The following is a 15,592-nucleotide window of genomic DNA, read 5'->3' on the forward strand; positions in this document are numbered from 1 at the left end:
TTTATGAATAAATATTTTGGTAATTTTATACATGTTAATAAAGTTTTAGAAAAATTTGATAATTTTTCGTATAATAAAAAAAAAAAAAATATAAAAAATATTATTAATAATGATTTTAATCTTTTTAATATTTTATATGCTAATTTAAATAATATATATTTTAAGGAAAAGTTTTTACTAAAAATTTTATTTAAAGATTTTTCTAAAATTTTAGAAAAAAAATTATCTAATATGTTAAATTATAAAATTAAAGTATATATTGAAGATATTAAAATACAAACATATAAAAAATATTTTAAAAGTGTTAGTTCTTTTATAAGTTTTAATTGTTTTAAAATTTCATCTATAAAAGATTTTGGTTTTTTCATATATTCGAATAATTTTGTATTATATATATTAGAAATTTTCTTTGGAGGAGGTGTAAAATTTTTAAATAAAAAAGAATTTAACAATATTTCTTATAGTCAAAATTTTATTAGTGATAATATAAAAAATATATTAATAAATAGTTTATCTAAAATTTTTAAAAAAAATTTAAATTTAAATATATTTTCATACAAATTTAAAAATTTTTTTTCTGCACATAACGAAAATTTTTTTTCTTTAAAAAATTTTTCATCAATAATATATTTTAAAGTTTTTAATAGTAATAAAAATTATAATACTTTTAATATATGTCTTCCTCTAAGTTTTATAAAATATATAAATAAAATTATTATTAAAAAATCTAATAAAATATGTGAAAATGGTATTTTAAAAAAAAATTTTTATATGTTAAATAATATAAAATTTGTAATGTCTGTTTTTTTACAAAATTTTTTTATTAAATTATCAGAATTATATGAACTAAAATATAATTATATAATTAATATAGACAATCCAAACAATGTTTATGTATTTGTAGGAGAAAAATTGTTTTTTTTAGGTAAAAATATAACTTTTAAAAATAAAAATTCTATTTTAATAAAAAAAATAACATATTTAAAATATATAAATTCAGGTGATAAAATGAACAATGAATTAGAAAAATTTAGAAAATATTTTTTAGAAAATGAAAAAAAAATAGATGTAGAAAAAGATAATAAAAAAATATTTTTAGACAATTCTTATAAAAAAAATTTAGAAAAAAATATCTTTAATGAAAAGATAAATTGTATAGGAGACATAAAAATTAAAATTTCTGTTAGATTGGGAAGTATAAATATAAAAACAAAAAAATTATTATCTATAAAAAATGGTTCTATAATACAATTAGATCAATTGGCTGGAGAACCTTTGGATATATTAGCAAATGGTTGTTTAATAGCAAAAGGTGAAATAGTAGTTATAAAAAATAAATATGGAATAAGAATTGTAAATATAATAAATAATATTGATAATTTAAAATAATTTTTTTAAATTATATTTATTTTTTAAATTATAAAATTAATTTAATGTTCTTATTATTATTTAAATAATATTAAAATTTTTCAAATAACTTAATATTTTGGAAATTATAATGAAATATAGTAAAATTTTATTATTTTTGTTTTCATTACTTTCTACTTCTGTATATGCTATGAATTTAGATTCAATAAACAGTTTATTTTTTAATAAAGGAAGTGATTTTTCTATTCCTATAGATATTTTAATAATAATGAGTTCTTTAAGTTTTTTACCTGCGATAATTCTTTTAATGACAAGTTTTACTAGAATTATAATTGTTTTAAGTTTGTTAAGAAATGCTTTAGGGATGACTTATTCTCCTCCAAATCAAATATTAATTGGATTAAGTTTATTTATTACTTTTTTTATAATGTCTCCTGTTTTTAATTCAATTTATAAAGATGCTTATATACCATTTATTAATAAAAAAATTAATTCTGAAATAGCTATAGATAAAGCAATTTTTCCATTTAAAAAATTTATGTTGAATCAAGTTAAAGAATCAGATATATCTTTTTTTTTAAAGTTGTCCAAAGAAAAAAAAAATAAATTTGAAAATAAATATGATATACCCATGTATATAGTAATACCTGCTTTTGTTTCTAACGAATTAAAAATAGCTTTTCAAATAGGTTTTATAATATTTATACCTTTTATAGTAATAGATTTAATTATATCTAGTGTTTTAATGGCATTAGGAATGATGATGGTTCCTCCATCTAGTATATCATTTCCATTTAAGTTAATACTTTTTGTATTAGCAGATGGATGGAATTTGTTAATAAGTTCTTTAGTAAAAAGTTTTTATTTTTAAATTTTATTATAATTTTAAAACATTAGGTAAAAAATATGACTTTAGAAACTGTAGATAGTTTATTAGGCGAATCAATAAAAATGATTATTATATTATCTATGCCATTATTAATTGTTGTATTATTAATAGGTTTGATAATAAGTATATTGCAGTCTGCTACTCAAATTAATGAACAAACTTTATCTTTTGTGCCTAAAGTGTTTTCTATATTAAGTATACTGATATTATTAGGGCCTTGGATTTTAAACACTATAATAAATTATATTAAAGATTTATTTAAAATTTTACCTGTTATTATAAACGAATGATAAATTTTAATTTTTATGAAATTTTTAATCTTATTAATAAATTAATTTTTCCATTTTCTAGAATATTATCAATATTGATTATGGTTCCAGTGTTTGGAGAAAAATTTTTAAATAAAAGGGCAAAAATATTGTTTTCAATATTTTTAAGTTTTTTATATATAAAATTTTATAAAATAGAAAATTATATAAATTTATTTTCTAATTATGGTTTATTAATTTTATTAAAACAAATATTTATAGGATTTTTTTTTGGATTTATAATACAATCAATTTTTTCTATATCTATTATAATTGGAGAAATATTAAGTTCCCAAATAGGATTATCATTTTCTACTATTTTTGATGTTTCTCAGAAATGGAATTCTTCAATATTTTCTTATTTTATAAAAATATTTATTTTAATGACTTTTTTATCTATGGATGGTCATTTTTGGATAATTTATACAATATTTAATAGTTTTTTATTAATTCCTATTGAAAATTTAAAATTTTCTAAAAAAATTTTTTTTTTAATATTTTATTTTTTTGCTAATATTTTTTATAATGGTATTTTAATAATTTTATCTATTATAATACTTATTTTAGCATTGAATATTATGATGGCTATATTAAATAGAACAATACCTCAACTTTCTGTTTTTTCAATTTTTTTACCTATTCTTTTGTTAATAAGTTTATTAATTTTATATTTTTATATACCAATTAACATAAATAATTTTGTATTTTTTTTAAGAGATTCATTTGAAAAAGTAAATAATTTAAAACAAAATTTGATTTTTTATAAATTTTAATTTTTTTATATATTATCAAAATTTTTTAAAATTAAACGAATTGATTTATTTTTATTTTTTTGTTTTCAATTCGTTTAATAAATTATTTTTTATAAAATTTTATTTTATATCATATTCTTTATACCATACATGTTTTTTTAATATTGGATCATATTTTTTTAATTTAAGTTTTTCTGGATTATTTATTTTATTTTTACTAGTAGTATAAAAATGTCCATTTTTTGAAGTAGATAATAATTTTATTTTTTTTCTAGATTTTTTAGCCATATGTTCCTCAAAAATATATATTTTTTAAAAATAATTTTTAAATATTTTTTCTATTCCTTCTTTATTTATTTGTCTTATTCCTTTAGCACTTATTTTAATTTTTATAAATTTATTTATACTTGGTACCCAAAATTTGTGATTATGTATATTGGGCTTAAATTTTCTTCTATTAGAATTCATAGCATGAGATCTTTTGTTACCAAATAAAGTTTTTTTTTTAGTAATTTTGCATATTTTTGACATTTTTTATCCTAAATTTTTATTATTTTAAACATTTTAACATAAAAATATTTATTGTTTTATATTTTCAAAGTTTTTTATAGATTTTAATATTTCATTTTTAGCTTCTTTTTCTCCTCCCCACCCTATTATTTTTATCCATTTGTTTTTTTCTAATTTTTTATAGTTATAAAAAAAATTTTGTATTCTTTCTTTAAAATTATTTTCTAAATTTTTTATATTTTCAATATTATTATACTCTTTAGTAATTTTTTTGTTTGGTATACTTATTATTTTATTATCTTTTCCTGATTCATCTATCATTTTTAGTATTCCTATTGGAATACATCTTATTATAGATTTTGGTATTATTGGGTATGGAGTAATAACTAAAGCATCTAGACAATCTCCATCTTCTGATAAAGTATTGTTTATATATCCATAATTACATGGATAAAACATAGCTACAGGAATAAATCTATCTACAAATATATTTCCGCAATTTTTATTAATTTCATATTTTACTGGACTAGAATTAGAAGATATTTCTATTATTACAAAAATATCATGTGGAGGATTTTTACCTGATGGTATTTTTTTTATGTTCATATTTTAAAAAATTATATAGTAATTTAAATATTTATAAAAAATATAATATTTATTATATAATATATTATATATAAATTTATTAATTATTAAAAAAAAATATAAAATATAATTTAAATAAAAAATAAAATTTAAAATTTTTTAAAATTTTTTTATAAAATTATATAAAATTTATAAATAAAAAATATATTAACTTTTTGTTGAAGTTAGACTATAAGCCGGATTCTGTATTAAACAGTCATTCATCTAGATTAATAATTACTTATTAATTCATGCAACCTACCCAGACTTATTGTATTAACGGGTTTTTTTAAGTCTTGTTTGGTCTTGCTCCAAGCGGAGTTTACATTGCCATAATTTGTTACCAATTTATGCGGTGTGCTTTTACCACACCTTTTCACCCTTTCCTAAAATTTTAAAATTTTTTAGGAGGTTTTTTTTCTGTTGCACTATTCGTAAGTTTTCACTTCCCAGGAGTTACCTGGCGCTTTCACCCGTGTAGAGTCCGGACTTTCCTCTTTTTATATAAAAATATATTAAACTTTTATAATATTTTTATGAAAAAGCGACTGTATGTCTAACTTCAACTATATAAATATATTATATATATATGTTTATGTCATTTTTTTTTTTAAAATATATTTATATAAAAAATTTTTTCTTAAATTATGTATTTTAGAAGTAATTTTTACAGATAAATTTGTATTTAAATATTTTTTTAAAATGCTAAATGTATTTAAAATTTTTTCTTTAATTTTCTTTTTTTTATTATTTTTTCCTTTTATTATTAAAACAATTTCTCCTTTTTTTCTTATTTTATCAAACTTTAACCATTCTATAAGTTTTTTTAATTTTGTTTTTTTTATAGTTTCCCAAAATTTTGTTATTTCTTTTAAAAATGTAATACTTCTGTTTTTTCCAAAGAATTTTATCATAATTTTTAAAGATTTTATTATTCTATTAGAAGTTTCAAATAAAATTATAGTTCTTTTTTCTGTAGATAATTTTTTAAACATTTTTTTAATTTGTTTTTCTTTTTTTGGTATAAATCCTTCATAACAAAAATTATTAGAATTAATTCCAGAGCTTACAATAGCTGATATTGCAGAACATGCTCCTGGTATTGGAACTATTTTTATATTTTTTTTATGACACATTTTTACTATTATATATCCTGGATCATTTATTAATGGAGTTCCAGCTTTTGAAACTATTGCAATATTTTTATTTTTTGATAGTTCTAAAAATATCTTATTACTCATTTTTTTTTCATTATTTTTATTTAAAGAAATTATATTAGATTTTATTTTATAAACATTTAATATTTTTTTTATATTTTTTATACTTTCCGCTGCTATTATATTTACATTTTTTAATATTTCTATAGATCTATATGTGATATCTTTCATGTTTCCTATTGGTGTAGATACTATATATAAAACTCCAAAATTTTTATATTTTTTATTCATATATTTTAATTTTTTGTAATTTTTAATATTATGATTAATTGTTTTATAAAAAAAATAAATAAAATTATATTTTTTTTTATTTTTAAATTTTTATTTTTTTTTCTTTATTATATAATAATATTTATTTTGGATATTTTTATGAAAAGAGTAGTAATAACTGGAATAGGAATAATTTCTAGTATTGGAAATAATAAAAAAGAAGTTTTAAAATCTTTGAAATCAGGAAGATCTGGTATTTCATTTTCAAAAAAAATGTTTAATTTAGGAATGCATAGTAATGTAATAGGTAATATAAATATAAAAAAATTTGAAAAAATTGATAAAAAAATATTTAGATTTATGAATATGTCTTCTGTATATTCTTATTTTTCTTTTTTAGAAGCAACTAAAGATTCTAAATTAAATTTAAATATATATCAAAAAAATTGTAGAGTTGGATTAATATCCGGATCAGGAAATATGTCTTATAGATTTAGTGATTTTTCACACAGAATATTTAAAAAACATAATAAAATAGATCCATATTTTTCAATAAAAAATTTTCCATCAAATATTTCTGCTTGTTTATCTACATATTTTAAAATATATGGAATAACTTATTCTATTAGTTCAGCATGCACAACATCTTCACATTGTATTTGTAATGCTTTTGATTTAATAAAATATGGAAAGCAAGACATTGTATTTGCAGGAGGAGGAGAAGAAATAAATTTTCAATTAGCAAATAGTTTTGATGTTATGAAAGCACTTTCTAGAAAAAGAAATGATTTTCCTAAAGAATCTTCAAGAGCTTTTGATCAAGATAGAGATGGTTTTGTAATTTCAGGTGGAGCTGGATTTTTAGTTCTAGAAGAATTAAATTTTGCTATTTCTAGAAATGCTAATATATATGCAGAAATTATTAATTATGCATGTCTTTCAAATGGGAAAAGTATGATTTTACCTTCAGAAAATAGATCAGTTGCATGTATGGAAAAAGCTATAAAAGGTATAAAAATAGATTATATAAATGCACATGCGACTTCTACTAAAATAGGAGATTATGTAGAATATAATGCAATTTTAAAAGTATTTAAAAAACATAATTATATTCCTATAATTTCTTCTACTAAATCTATGACTGGTCATTCTTTAGGTGCTTCTGGAGTGCATGAAATTATTTATACTTTATTAATGATGAGAAATAATTTTATAGCTCCTTCTATTAATATAAAAAATTTAGATACTAGATTTATTATAAACAATATTGCTTCTAAAAAAATTAATAAAAAAATTTGTACAGCTATGTCTAATAATTTTGGTTTTGGTGGAACTAATGTAAGTATAGTAATAAAAAATTTTATTTTATAATTAATTGCATTAAAATAAATAATTATATTTTATTTACATATATATATATAATATAATAAATTTTAATTTTTTATAATTATAAAATATTTTTTTTAGAGGAAGAAATTTTGAATCAATTAGATCAATTAAAAAAATATAGTATTGTTGTTGCAGATACAGGTAATATAGAATTAATTAAGAAGTTTTCTCCTCAAGATGCTACTACTAATCCTTCTTTAATATTAAATGCAATTAAATTGCCTGAATATAAAAGTTTAGTATTGAAATCTATAGAATATGCAAAAAAAAAAAATATTGATTTTAAAAAAAAAATTTCTTTAGCTAGTAATAAGATATCTGTAGATATTGGTACAAAAATTTTAAATTTTATACCAGGTAGAGTTTCAACTGAAATAGATGCTAGATTGTCGTTTAATAAAAATTTATGTATTTATAATGCTAAAGAAATAATAAGTATGTATGAAGAAAATGGAATAAATAGAAATAGAATTTTAATAAAACTAGCTTCTACATGGGAATCTATTCAAGCAGCTAAAATATTAGAAAAAGAAAATATAAATTGTAATTTAACATTATTGTTTTCTTTTGCTCAGGCTAGAGCTTGTGCTGAGTCTGGTGTATTTTTAATATCTCCTTTTGTTGGTAGAATATATGATTGGCATAAAAATAAATATAATTTAGAAAATATAAATTCTAAAAATGATCCAGGTGTTAAATCTGTAAAAAAAATATTTAATTTTTATAAGAAATATTCTTATAAAACTATTATAATGGCTGCGAGTTTTAGAAATACTTGTCAAATACTGGAATTATCTGGTTGTGATTATCTTACTATATCTCCTATATTATTAGATAAATTAAAATCTAATTTTAATAAAATAAATAAAAAACTTCATGTTACTACAAAAAATAAAATTTATAAAAATAAAATTACTGAAGAAGAATTTAGATTTGAACATAATGAAGATATTATGGCTACAGAAAAGTTGTCTGAAGGAATAAGACAATTTGGATATGATCAAAAAAAAATAGAAGAAATTATTATTAAAAATATTTAATTTTTCATAGTATTAATATATATTTTATATTTTAAAAACATTGGAGTTTAAGTATGAATAAAAAAATTTTATCAAATGCAATTAGAGCATTAAGTATAGATGCCATTCAAAAATCTAATTCAGGTCATCCAGGAATGCCTTTAGGTATGGCTGATATAGCAGAAGTTTTGTGGAGAAAATTTTTAAAACATAATCCTAAAAATCCAAATTGGCCTGATAGAGATAGATTTATTATGTCAAATGGTCATGGATCTATGTTATTATATAGTTTATTACATTTAACTGGATATAATTTATCTATAGAAGATATAAAAAATTTTAGACAATTTGGATCAAAAACTCCAGGTCATCCAGAAAAACATATTACTGAAGGTGTAGAAATTACTACAGGTCCTTTAGGTCAAGGATTATCTAATGCTGTTGGAATGGCGATTTCAGAAAGTATTTTAAGTAATACTTTTAATAAAAAAGATTTTAAAATAGTAGACCATTATACATGGGTTTTTGTTGGAGATGGATGTTTAATGGAAGGAATTTCTCATGAATCTTGTTCTTTAGCTGGTCATTTAAAATTAAATAAACTTATAGTTTTTTATGATAAAAATAATATTTCAATAGATGGAAATACAAATGGATGGTTTACTGAAGATATAAAAAAAAGATTTGAATCATATAATTGGAGTGTTATAGATAATATTGATGGTCATTGTAAAGAAGATATAACAAAAGCTATTATAAAAGCTAAAAATAGTAAATGTAAACCAGTTTTAATAATATGTAATACTAAAATTGGTTTTGGTTCTCCTAATAAAGAAAATTCCAGTGAATCTCATGGCTCTCCTTTAGGTGATGAAGAAGCAATTTTAACTAAAAAAAATCTAAATTGGAAGTATGATCCTTTTTTTATTTCTAAAGACATATATAACAAATGGAATTGTACAAAAAAAGGTAAATTTTTAGAAAAAAAATGGAGAAACAATTTACTGAAATATAAGAAAGAATATCCTGATTTACATTTTGAATATATGAGAAGAATTAATAAGAATCTTCCAAAGAATTTTAAAAAAATTATTTCTAAGCATTTTAAAAAAGTATCTAAAAATGTCTTAAGTATATCTACTAGACAATCTTCTAAAAATACTATTGAAATTTTAGGTAGACATTTAAAAGAGTTGTTAGGAGGTTCAGCAGATTTATCTGCAAGTAATTTAACTAAGTGGTCAGAATCCAAGTCAATTTTTAAAAACAAAAGTGGTAATTATATAGATTATGGTGTTAGAGAATTTGGAATGACTGCTATAGCTAATGGAATTTTTCATCATGGTGGATTTATACCTTACACTTCTACTTTTTTAATGTTTATGGAATATGCTAGAAATGCTGTAAGAATGTCTGCTTTAATGAATACACAACAAATATTTATATATACTCATGATTCAATATGGTTAGGAGAAGATGGACCAACCCATCAACCTATAGAACAATTATCTAGTCTTAGAATAGTGCCAAATTTAAATGTTTGGAGACCATGTGATGAGTTAGAAACTATAGTAGCATGGAAATCTGCAATAGAAAGATGTAATGGTCCAACAGCATTAATATTATCTAGACAAAATTTAAATTATGTAAATGAAAAAAATAAAAAAATAATTAAAAATATTATGAAAGGAGGATATATAATTAAAGATTTTTCTAAAAATCCAAATTTTTTAATAATTTCTTGTGGATCTGAATTAAGTATATCTTATAAAGTATGTAAAATTTTAATTAAAGATAAGAATTATAAAGTTAGATTAGTATCTATGCCTTCTACAAACATATTTGATTCTCAAGAAAAAAAATATAAAGAAAAAATATTACCGTTACACATAAAAAATAGAGTTTCTATAGAAGCAGGAATATCTGATTTTTGGTATAAATATATAGGAAATAATAATTTGTCTATTGGAATAAATAATTATTCATATTCAGCTCCTGAAAAAATTTTGTTAAAAAAATTAGGATTTGAAGTAAAACATATAGTAAAAAAAATAAAAAGTTTTTTTAACAATAAAAAATTATAATTTTTATATTTTATTTTTTAATTTTTTTATATTTTTTAGGAAAATTTATGTGTAGTTCTATTATAAATTTGTTAAATAAATTAATTTGTATACCATCTATTAGCCCAAATGATTTAGGGTGTCAGAAAATTATATCAAAAAAATTATTAAATATGGGTTTTTCTATAAAAAATTTTGATATAAAAAATACAAAAAATATGTGGGCTGAAATAGGTAGTAAAAAAAATGGAAAAACATTAAATTTTTTAGGGCATACTGATGTAGTTCCTTCTGGAAATTTATATAATTGGAAATTCGATCCGTTCACCCCTACTATATATAAAGGAAAATTGTTTGGAAGAGGATCTTCAGATATGAAAGGATCTATATCTTCTTTTATAATAGCTATTAAAAAATTTTTATATAATTTTAGAAATAGAATGAAAGGAAGAATAACAGTGTTATTAACTTCTGATGAAGAAGGAAATGCTAAAAATGGTATTAAAAAAGTAGTAGAAAAATTAATTAAAAAAAAAGAAAAAATAGATTATTGCATAGTAGGAGAACCTACATCTGAAAAATTTTTAGGAGATACAATAAAAAATGGAAGAAGAGGATCTTTACATTTACAGTTATTTTTAAAAGGAAAAGGAGGTCATATTGCATATTATAATTCTTCTGAAAATTTAATTCACAAATCATCTTTATTTATTAATGATTTAATTAAATTAGACTGGAAAGAAAAATTTATTAATAAAAATGAAATTACAAATGTTCAAGTTTCTAAAATATTTTCTGAAGATACAGTAGAAAATATGATTTCTGAAAATTTATTTATTAGAATAAATTTTAGATTTAGTTATAAAATTAGTGTGAGTTATATAAAACGTTGTGTGAAAAATTTATTAAACTATCATAAAATAAATTGTAATATGAATTGGAACATTTCTGCCAAGCCTTTTATTACTAAAAACGGAAAACTATTAGATTCTGTTGTAGATTCAATTTTATATTTTAATAAAAATAAACCAAATATATCTATGTCTGGCGGTACGTCTGATGGAAGATTTATTAATAAAATGAAATCTCAAATAATAGAATTAGGATTGCTTAATAATACTATTCATAAGCCAAATGAATTCGTAAAAATTTCAGATTTAAAAAAGTTAAGTAAAATTTATGAAAAAATTATTGAAAAATTATTGTTATAATTTTAAATTTTATAATGTTTATTAATATTTTATAATACACGGAGTATCAGTAGACACTCTGTGTATTTTTTTTTTAAAAAAAATTTTAGTTAAATAATTTTTATTTTATTTTTTAAATATAATTTTTCTAATAACATTTTTTTTTAAAAAATTTTTAAAAACACTTTTATTTTTTTTAGATAATTTTGTTAAAGGTAATCTTACTGTATCATTTTTTATAAGTCCTATTTTCTTAGATATCCACTTTATTGGTATAGGATTTGTTTCTATAAACATAAATTTGTTTAATTCATGTATTTTGTTGTTTATTTTTCTGGCTTTATAAAATTTTTTTTTAATTGCAAAATTACACATTTTAAATATTTTATTTGGAATTATATTAGCTGTAACTGATATTACAGCATCTCCTCCTAATTGCATAAAATCTAATGCAGTAGTATCATCACCGCTAATTAGTAAAAATTTTTTATTTACAAAATATTTTATATTATTTACTCTTGATAAATCACTACTAGCCTCTTTTATACCTATTATATTTTTTATTTTAGAAAGTTTTATTACAGTTTTAGGTAATAGATCTGATCCTGTTCTTTTCGGTATATTATATAATATTTGTGGAAGATCAGTGTTACTAGAAATTTTTTTAAAATGTTCAAATATTCCTTTTTGTGTAGGTTTGTTATAATAAGGAACAACATTAAGGCATGCAGATATTCCTGAATTTTCTAATTTTTTTGTTAATTCTATTGATTCATAAGTAGAATTTGATCCTGTCCCTGCTATTATTGGTATTTTTTTTTTTGCGTATTTTAATGTTTTTATAATTACTTTATAATGTTCACTTTCTGTTAAAGTAGCAGATTCTCCTGTAGTTCCTACAGAGACAATAGCATTTGTATTATTTTTAATATGATATTTTACTAATTTTTTTAAACTTTTGTAACAAACTTCTCCATTTATTTTCATAGGAGTTATTAAAGCAACAATACTGCCTTTAAACATATAAATTCTCTCTTAAAATAAAGTATATTTTTTATGAAAAAATTAAAAATAAAATAATTTTAAAAGTATTAATATATTTATATTTTTATTTAACTTATATAATATTTTTTATTTTTAAATATTAAAAAATATATTTATTTGTTTTTAATAAAAAATTAGAAAAATATATTTTATTTTTTACATTGAGCATTGTTTCTTAAAATATGATCCATTAATACAATAGCAATCATTGATTCTGCTATAGGAACAGCTCTTATTCCAACACATGGATCATGTCTTCCTCTTACTACTATACTAGTATTTTTATTTTTTTTGTTTATCGTATTACATTTTATTTTTATGCTGGATGTTGGTTTTAATGATATTGTTGCTATTATATCTTGACCATTACTTATTCCGCCTAAAATTCCTCCAGAATGATTTGTTTTAAATCCATTTGAATACATTTCATCTCTATTTTCTGTTCCTCTTTGTGTAGATACATTTACTCCATCTCCTATTTCTACAGATTTTACTGCATTTATTCCCATTAAAGCATAAGATATTTCTGCATCTAATTTATCAAAAACAGGTTCTCCTAATCCAGGTGGAACATTTTTAGATATTATTGTTATTTTTGCTCCTATTGAATTATTTTCTTTTTTTATTTTTTTTATAAAATTTTTTATTTCTTTTATTTTTTTTTTTTCTCCGCAAAAAAATGGATTTTTTTCTACTGTTTTCCAATCTTTTATATCACATGATATAGGTCCTATTTGTTTTAGATATCCTCTTATTTTTATATTATATTTTTCAAATAAATATTTTTTTGCAAAAGCTCCTGCTGCTACTCTCATACATGTTTCTCTTGCTGATGATCTTCCTCCTCCTCTGTGATCTCTAATTCCATATTTTTTTTGATATGTATAATCTGCATGACCTGGTCTATATATATTTTTTATAGAATCATAGTCTTTTTTTCTTTGATCCATATTTTTTATTGTTAAACCTATACTAGTACCTGTAGTTTTTCCATTAAAAATTCCTGAAAGTATTTTAATTTTGTCTTTTTCTCTTCTTTGAGTTGTATATTTTGAATTTCCAGGTTTTCTTTTATCTAGCTCGTATTGTATATATTTTTCTGATATTTTTATACCAGGAGGCATTCCATCTATTATGCATCCAAGTGAATGACCATGAGATTCTCCATATGTTGTTACACAAAATATTTTTCCTATTGTATTTCCAGACATTTTTAGTTCCTATTTTTTTTTATAAAAAATTTAATTATTTTATTTTAGATATTATATACATAATTTTTGTGTTTTAATTAATTTTTTTATTTTTTTAAAAAATATATGTTTTTTATATAAAAAATTTTATAATTATAATATTATTAATAATTTATTATTTTTTATGATTTATAAAATTGGAGTAATTATGAACAAAAAAAATTTTATTTCTTCAAATGATTTGTTTCTTTTTAAAAAATCTTTTAAAAATATAGATAAAATAGTTCAAGATAATATTTTTTATTATAAAAAAAATGTTTGTCTTAGGAAAAAAAAGTATAAAAAAAATAATTTTGAAAAAGATTTTCACAAACATTTTTTTTCTAAAAAAAATTTTAATAGTAATTTATCTTATAAACCTATTAGATATGTTAGATCAAGTTGCTTTATTAAAAAATTAAAAGAATTAATATATGGAAAATTTTTTCCTGAAATTTTTTTGGATGTTCATGGAATGAATACTTCACAAACGAAGGTAGAATTAGCAAATTTATTTACTATATGTTATGAAAAAAAAATTTCTTATATAAGTATAATTCATGGACATGGAAAAGAAATATTGAAAAAACAAATACCTTTTTGGCTTTCTAATCACCCTGACATTGTTGCTTTTCATGAAGCTCCTAGATTTTCAGGAAAAAGTTCTTCAATTTTTGTAATAATAGATATTTAAAATTATAACTATAATTTTATATTATAATTATTTTTTAAAACTTTAAAATAATTATTTTTTAATATTTTTATTTTTAAATAATAATAAAAATTATTTTAAAAATAATTTTTGTTTAAAAAATTTTGTAAAATATTATAATACATTTTTATAGTTGTTATTTATTATTAAATTTTAAAGAGAGATTTAAATATGTATGATAATAAATTAAGAATAGCAATACAAAAATCTGGAAGATTAAGTAAAGATTCTAGAAAATTGTTAAGAAATTGTGATATAAAAATAAATTTTCAAAAAAACAAATTAATTTCTTTTTCAGAAAATATGCCTATTGATGTAATGTGTGTTAGAGATGATGATATACCAGGATTAGTTATAGACGGTATAGTAGATTTAGGAATTGTTGGAAGAAATGTTTTAGAAGAAGAAGTTTTGAAAAGAAAATTCAAATTAGAAAAAATTTCTTTTAAAATATTAAAACATTTAGATTTTGGATTGTGTAGACTTTCTATAGGTATACCGACTGAAAAAAAATATTATGGAATAAAATGTTTAAATGGATTGAGAATAGCTACTTCTTATCCTTATATATTAAAAAAATATTTTTATAAAAAAAACATTTCTTTTAAGTTATGCAAATTAAATGGATCTGTAGAAGTTGCTATTAGAGCTGGATTAGCAGATGCAATTTTTGATTTAGTTTCTACAGGAGAAGCTTTAGTTTCAAATGGGTTAAAAGAAGTAAAAATAATACATAATTCTAGTGCTTGTATAATTTCTAGTAATAAAAATTTTAATTTTTTTAAAAAAAATGTTGTAAAAACTTTTATATCTAGAATTAATGGTGTTATTAAAGCTAGAAAATCTAAATATATTATTTTACATATATCTTCTGATAAGGTAAAAAATATATTTAGATTATTTTCAGAATGTGAAAAACCTATAATATATAAATTATTAGAAAATGATAATATAGTAGTAGTACATATAATTAGTAGAGAATCAATATTTTGGGAAACTATGGAAAAATTAAAAGAACTAGGAGCTAAATCTATATTAGTTTTTCCAATTGAAAAAATGTTGGAGTAA

General features: G+C 19.6%; 16 protein-coding genes and 1 other RNA gene. 10 read left to right on the plus strand and 7 right to left on the minus strand.

Annotated elements, in window-relative coordinates; genetic code table 11:
• Window positions 1-3 precede the first annotated feature (3 nt).
• From fliN to RJT18_RS00320, 4 genes are all read left to right on the plus strand, one after another.
• A complete protein-coding gene (gene fliN, locus RJT18_RS00305; RefSeq protein WP_343154833.1) occupies window positions 4-1,389 on the plus strand; it encodes a flagellar motor switch protein FliN in 1,386 nt (461 codons plus the stop codon).
• 109 nt (window positions 1,390-1,498) lie between these two features.
• Window positions 1,499-2,239 (plus strand): flagellar type III secretion system pore protein FliP, encoded by a 741-nt coding sequence (gene fliP / locus RJT18_RS00310; RefSeq protein ID WP_343154834.1) that lies wholly within the window; start codon window positions 1,499-1,501, stop codon window positions 2,237-2,239.
• 35 nt (window positions 2,240-2,274) lie between these two features.
• Complete coding sequence (gene fliQ / locus RJT18_RS00315; protein WP_343154835.1) at window positions 2,275-2,547, plus strand: flagellar biosynthesis protein FliQ; 273 nt, start codon at window positions 2,275-2,277, stop codon at window positions 2,545-2,547.
• Window positions 2,544-3,338, plus strand: a complete 795-nt coding sequence (locus tag RJT18_RS00320) for a flagellar biosynthetic protein FliR (protein WP_343154836.1) — start codon at window positions 2,544-2,546, stop codon at window positions 3,336-3,338. Before fliQ ends, RJT18_RS00320 begins: the two co-directional genes overlap by 4 nt.
• A gap of 99 nt (window positions 3,339-3,437) precedes the next feature.
• Here RJT18_RS00320 and rpmG read toward each other — a convergent pair whose 3' ends face one another.
• The 5 genes from rpmG to rsmI form a co-directional block, all read right to left on the minus strand.
• Window positions 3,438-3,605 (minus strand): 50S ribosomal protein L33, encoded by a 168-nt coding sequence (rpmG, locus tag RJT18_RS00325; RefSeq protein ID WP_343154837.1) that lies wholly within the window; start codon window positions 3,603-3,605, stop codon window positions 3,438-3,440.
• A 24-nt stretch (window positions 3,606-3,629) separates the two neighbouring features.
• Window positions 3,630-3,848: a 50S ribosomal protein L28 gene (gene rpmB, locus RJT18_RS00330; RefSeq protein WP_343154838.1), complete on the minus strand. Its 219-nt coding sequence runs from the start codon at window positions 3,846-3,848 to the stop codon at window positions 3,630-3,632.
• Between the two features lie 48 nt (window positions 3,849-3,896).
• Entirely contained in the window at window positions 3,897-4,433 is a 537-nt protein-coding gene (gene ppa, locus RJT18_RS00335; protein ID WP_343154839.1) for an inorganic diphosphatase, read from the minus strand.
• 195 nt (window positions 4,434-4,628) lie between these two features.
• An RNA gene (rnpB, locus tag RJT18_RS00340) (RNase P RNA component class A) lies at window positions 4,629-5,015 on the minus strand.
• 29 nt (window positions 5,016-5,044) lie between these two features.
• Window positions 5,045-5,899 carry a 16S rRNA (cytidine(1402)-2'-O)-methyltransferase gene (rsmI, locus tag RJT18_RS00345; protein ID WP_343154840.1) on the minus strand — a complete coding sequence of 285 codons (855 nt, stop codon included), beginning with the start codon at window positions 5,897-5,899 and terminating at the stop codon, window positions 5,045-5,047.
• 138 nt (window positions 5,900-6,037) lie between these two features.
• Between rsmI and RJT18_RS00350 the strand changes: the two genes are divergently transcribed.
• The 4 genes from RJT18_RS00350 to dapE all read left to right on the plus strand — a co-directional run bounded on the left by RJT18_RS00350 (window position 6,038) and on the right by dapE (window position 11,560).
• Window positions 6,038-7,249, plus strand: coding sequence for a beta-ketoacyl synthase N-terminal-like domain-containing protein (locus RJT18_RS00350; protein ID WP_343154841.1), 1,212 nt, complete (start codon window positions 6,038-6,040; stop codon window positions 7,247-7,249).
• A gap of 107 nt (window positions 7,250-7,356) precedes the next feature.
• Complete coding sequence (gene tal / locus RJT18_RS00355) at window positions 7,357-8,307, plus strand: transaldolase (protein ID WP_343154842.1); 951 nt, start codon at window positions 7,357-7,359, stop codon at window positions 8,305-8,307.
• A gap of 53 nt (window positions 8,308-8,360) precedes the next feature.
• On the plus strand, window positions 8,361-10,370 hold the full coding sequence (gene tkt / locus RJT18_RS00360) for a transketolase (protein ID WP_343154843.1): 2,010 nt from the start codon (window positions 8,361-8,363) through the stop codon (window positions 10,368-10,370).
• Between the two features lie 47 nt (window positions 10,371-10,417).
• The gene (gene dapE / locus RJT18_RS00365) at window positions 10,418-11,560 is read left to right on the plus strand and encodes a succinyl-diaminopimelate desuccinylase (RefSeq protein ID WP_343154844.1); all 1,143 of its coding nucleotides are present in this window, start codon (window positions 10,418-10,420) and stop codon (window positions 11,558-11,560) included.
• A 105-nt stretch (window positions 11,561-11,665) separates the two neighbouring features.
• Here the strand turns inward: dapE and dapA are convergent, their stop codons facing one another.
• Complete coding sequence (dapA, locus tag RJT18_RS00370) at window positions 11,666-12,562, minus strand: 4-hydroxy-tetrahydrodipicolinate synthase (protein ID WP_343154845.1); 897 nt, start codon at window positions 12,560-12,562, stop codon at window positions 11,666-11,668.
• A 170-nt stretch (window positions 12,563-12,732) separates the two neighbouring features.
• Window positions 12,733-13,794, minus strand: a complete 1,062-nt coding sequence (gene aroC / locus RJT18_RS00375) for a chorismate synthase (RefSeq protein WP_343154846.1) — start codon at window positions 13,792-13,794, stop codon at window positions 12,733-12,735.
• A gap of 187 nt (window positions 13,795-13,981) precedes the next feature.
• Between aroC and smrB the strand changes: the two genes are divergently transcribed.
• Window positions 13,982-14,506 carry an endonuclease SmrB gene (gene smrB, locus RJT18_RS00380; protein ID WP_343154847.1) on the plus strand — a complete coding sequence of 175 codons (525 nt, stop codon included), beginning with the start codon at window positions 13,982-13,984 and terminating at the stop codon, window positions 14,504-14,506.
• 189 nt (window positions 14,507-14,695) lie between these two features.
• Window positions 14,696-15,592: an ATP phosphoribosyltransferase gene (hisG, locus tag RJT18_RS00385; RefSeq protein WP_343154848.1), complete on the plus strand. Its 897-nt coding sequence runs from the start codon at window positions 14,696-14,698 to the stop codon at window positions 15,590-15,592.

Origin of the sequence: Buchnera aphidicola (Pseudoregma panicola) (assembly GCF_039376655.1) — a bacterium.
Lineage (GTDB): Bacteria > Pseudomonadota > Gammaproteobacteria > Enterobacterales > Enterobacteriaceae > Buchnera_G > Buchnera_G aphidicola_C.